6 protein-coding genes are annotated in these 3,504 nt (G+C 64.0%); 1 reads left to right on the plus strand and 5 read right to left on the minus strand.

Annotated elements, in window-relative coordinates:
• Nucleotides 1–124: 124 nt before the first annotated feature.
• The 3 genes from WA070_RS16130 to WA070_RS16140 form a co-directional block, all read right to left on the minus strand.
• A complete protein-coding gene (locus WA070_RS16130; protein WP_422634951.1) occupies nucleotides 125–889 on the minus strand; it encodes a ParA family protein in 765 nt (254 codons plus the stop codon).
• A 13-nt stretch (nucleotides 890–902) separates the two neighbouring features.
• Complete coding sequence (locus tag WA070_RS16135; protein ID WP_104955424.1) at nucleotides 903–1,082, minus strand: hypothetical protein; 180 nt, start codon at nucleotides 1,080–1,082, stop codon at nucleotides 903–905.
• Between the two features lie 327 nt (nucleotides 1,083–1,409).
• Nucleotides 1,410–1,805, minus strand: coding sequence for a DUF3768 domain-containing protein (locus WA070_RS16140; protein ID WP_422634952.1), 396 nt, complete (start codon nucleotides 1,803–1,805; stop codon nucleotides 1,410–1,412).
• A 275-nt stretch (nucleotides 1,806–2,080) separates the two neighbouring features.
• On the opposite strand from WA070_RS16140, the gene WA070_RS16145 reads away from it, so the two are divergent.
• Nucleotides 2,081–2,458 (plus strand): hypothetical protein, encoded by a 378-nt coding sequence (locus tag WA070_RS16145; protein WP_422634953.1) that lies wholly within the window; start codon nucleotides 2,081–2,083, stop codon nucleotides 2,456–2,458.
• A 106-nt stretch (nucleotides 2,459–2,564) separates the two neighbouring features.
• Here the strand turns inward: WA070_RS16145 and WA070_RS16150 are convergent, their stop codons facing one another.
• Complete coding sequence (locus WA070_RS16150; protein ID WP_422634954.1) at nucleotides 2,565–3,098, minus strand: hypothetical protein; 534 nt, start codon at nucleotides 3,096–3,098, stop codon at nucleotides 2,565–2,567.
• A 48-nt stretch (nucleotides 3,099–3,146) separates the two neighbouring features.
• Nucleotides 3,147–3,311, minus strand: coding sequence for a hypothetical protein (locus tag WA070_RS16155; RefSeq protein WP_323810657.1), 165 nt, complete (start codon nucleotides 3,309–3,311; stop codon nucleotides 3,147–3,149).
• Nucleotides 3,312–3,504 lie beyond the last annotated feature (193 nt).

The raw sequence follows: 3,504 nt of genomic DNA on the forward strand, positions 1-3,504 counted from the left end.
ACGCGCCGCGGATTTTCCGGATCGGCCATGATCCAGTCGAGCGGCAGATCCTCGACGCGTCGCGCGCTATCGTGGAGACCGACAAGCAGCCCGAACTCTTCGGCGCGCTGATCGAACTTGCCCATCACGCCGCACTCAAATGGCGGACGTCCATCCGGCGCACGATCTCCGCCAGGATCGGCCGGATTTCGTCAGCCGCCGCTTTTGCGCCACTACCGGTTTCGCGCCAGACGGGATGATGCTGTTCGGCCGAATGCTTGTAGGTCGGCCGCGCCTTGATAAAGGCGGGGAACATCAGCTTCTCGCCAACCGCGCGGGCGAGCTTGACCGCATTGTCCATTTCGCGACGGTCGAACGGATTGACCATCGAGGGCAACAGCCCGAGAAAATCGACCTTGCGCCCGCCGCGCGCGCCTTCCGCCTTTTTGAGCGCGGTGAGCAGCATCTTGGCGCATTCGATCGAATCCTCGGCGACCTGGACCGGCGCGATCACTGCGTCGGCCACCGCCATGGCGCTCAAGGTCAGCTCATCCCATTTGGGACCGGTGTCGATGACAATATGGTCAAAATGGGCACCCAACGCGGGAAACCGGCCAAGAAAATCGCGCACGTCACCCGCTGCCTTGACCATCTGCAGCCGCGGATCGGCGGCGAAGACCGTGATGCCGGGCGCATCGGTAAGCTCGAGCCGCGCCTCGGGATCGAACAGGTCAGCCGCGAACCACCCGGTCCGCTCGCTGGCGAGCCGCCGCGTGGAACTGCCCTGCGGATCGAGGTCGAGAAAGGCGATGCGATTGCCGCCTTGCTCGGCCAGATACCAGGCGAGATGCGTGGCGAGGAAGGTCTTGCCGACCCCGCCCTTGAGCAGGCTGACGACGATCGTCTTCATGGGCACAGCGCCGTCACGATTCATAGTCGTCGGGACCATCGCGCAGATTGCGCTCATAATGGTCGCGCGATGACCAGTCGCCACCGCCGCCGATCCCCGGGCCGACATAGCGAAACAGGTAAACGGTGATGGCGAAGCAGACGAATGCGAATACGAACGCATGGTCGGGATGGCGGGAAAAATAGTCGGCCACGACGAGTCTCCTTGGCATGTTCGAGGGACACCGATCGGTCCCCTCACCGCGCAGCAAGACGCGGCCGCTTTCGCCGCGCAGCCTCTCCTCTCGTGCCGGGGAGCAAGGCCCGATGGGACGTCCGGGCGGCACCGCCGACAGTCTGCTCAAGCAGACTTTTCGGCTATCCCCCCGGTCGGGGGGATGGCCGGGGTCACTCGCCAGGGATGGGAAATCTGGTCTGCCGACGCCGGGCGCAACCGGGTGACGCAAAGCGATCCACGCGGGCGGCACCGGCGAATTCCTTCGGTAAAATGGTGGCCCCGACAGGGTCGGGGCCATGATCGCTCAATATTCGTGGGTGAGAAGCAGCGTCAGCACGCGGGTGGTGACATCGGGGTCTGTCGAGTCAGGCGATCCGTATGTCAGCGCGCGATCATAATAATCGATCTTCCAGTACAGGGCCTCGCCCGAAAACTCGAAGCGGCCGAAATCACGCTCCCCATGCGGATCGACGTCGGGACCAAAGGCGTCATAGTCGCGCACCGTGCGCAGCAGTTCGGCGCGGCGCTGGAACCCGCGAAACAGACTGGTATCGCCGATCAGGTCGGCGACCCCGGCGGTCATGACCACCTGGTTGACGCCCGGGTTATGGATGGACTGGCGCAGGGCATCATTGAGCCGCGCGATGGTCGCGATGCGCTGGTCTGCGGATAGGACTTTGTCATTCTGGGGGTCGGCCATGACGTTTGACTTTCCAAGCTGTGTCAGACCCCGCCGATCGGGGCCTTCCGACAGGCGACCGGACCGCCGGGGCTTAGCGCGCCCGCGCACCCGACAGGGTCGCAACGGATGTGGAGGAGCCCGGCACCGGGCTTGCGCTGGCAAGTGCCGCGGCGAGGACGCCAAGCCAGGAAGGGGCCGTTGGTGCGGCGGTCAGAGGTAATAAGGAACGGCATGGCTGACTTTTCGGACGTGCTGCTGGACGCGCGAGCGAGGGCTTCGCTATCATTCCGATCATGACAGACACCGCCCGGATCATTGCCCTTTGGCCGCGCTGGACATCAAGCGTCGGCGCGATGCAGCGGCTGCAGATTCAGGTTCGTACCCAGTGCCGCCGCTGCGGCGCCCTGATGCGCGCCGACCTGGACGAACTGGTCGCCCGCTATGGCGGGAATGCGTCGTTGATCGATCGCCAGGAGCGATGCCGCATGGTCGCGTGCGATGGCGCGACCTTCTACCTCGCGGCTCGGCGCTATGGTGGACCGTGGCGCGTTCTGCTGGACGATGCGGCCCTGCGCGAGGGGCTGACCATATGCCCACCAGCCCATCTCGCCCTTGGGCGAGCAGCCCCTTCAGCCGATATCGCAGGGGTGCTGGTGCCGCAGCGCCGTTGATACCTTACCACGGCAGGGATCGTGACCCGGATGGGCCGAGACCCGGCACGGGGCTCGGGGCGTCAGCCTAGAGCCCGGCCCGGTGCAACCGGGGCCGCCTGACCGCTCAATCCGCTTTCGCAACCTTGAGATCACCGAACAGACGAAGCAATATCGCGTCCAAGGTTGAGACCTGCTCAAACCTGGTTATCCGGATCTTGCGATGGCCCGGCCGCGCATTCTTCTCGCCCTGCGTCGTCCCCTTGCTATGTTTGGCGACGGCGAACGCACTGATGTCGGGAAGAGGCTCACCCGGCCCCGCGCCGAACCACAGATAATGATCGAAGACGAGATCCGGCGTCACCACGATCCAGACGACGCATCCGCTCGGCTTCTCCATCAGCTTGAGACTGATCTTGACCTCGTCTGTCTTGCCGCCGACCATTTTGGTCTTGAACTGGATATGGCGGGTTACGCGACCTCGGGCCATGACCAGGTCATAGCCGCCCGCGTCGAATTCGGAGCGCAAGACCTCGACGTCGGTCACACCCAGTTGCCAGAGCCTGCGCAGCGCTTCACCGACAAAGACATGCTCGACAATGCGTTCCCGCAGGGTCGAATGAATGAAGTGCGGATTCGCTTCCTCGGTAAGATCGTCCAATCAGCGCTCGCACAATAAGGGCGGGGGCGGGTGCCCCCGCGGAAGGTTTCAGCTGAACGGATCATATTCGTTGATGACGACCACGTCGCCGTCAAAGTCGTCGGCGGTGATGACGGCGAACTGGTTGCCGATCCCGATAACCATCGTTGCGATCATCAGGGTTTTGGAGAGGCCGAGCGCGTGTCTGCGGGCGATCTTGATGTCGGTGAACATGTCGAGGCTCCTTGAAAGCCGGCGGGTTCATTCCCGCTCGACTGGCGCCCGAAGTGTTCGGTGGGGGGCCGCGATCACTTTTTGCCGCAGGCCAAAAGCCGTAGCGAAGCGACCGGACCCTTTACGGGTTGATCGCATTAGGCCGCCCGCCGGACCAAGGATTGCGCCTCAAAGAGCGGGGTGAAGCTGCCGG

Origin of the sequence: Sphingobium sp. (genome assembly GCF_049304695.1) — a bacterium.
GTDB lineage: Bacteria > Pseudomonadota > Alphaproteobacteria > Sphingomonadales > Sphingomonadaceae > Sphingobium.

Coding starts and splice junctions, on each gene's coding strand:
- WA070_RS16130 (WP_422634951.1), bottom strand. CDS start 889: ATGAAGACGATCGTCGTCAGCCTGCTCAAGGGCGGGGTCGGCAAGACC.
- WA070_RS16140 (WP_422634952.1), bottom strand. CDS start 1,805: ATGGCCGACCCCCAGAATGACAAAGTCCTATCCGCAGACCAGCGCATC.
- WA070_RS16145 (WP_422634953.1), top strand. CDS start 2,081: ATGACAGACACCGCCCGGATCATTGCCCTTTGGCCGCGCTGGACATCA.
- WA070_RS16155 (WP_323810657.1), bottom strand. CDS start 3,311: ATGTTCACCGACATCAAGATCGCCCGCAGACACGCGCTCGGCCTCTCC.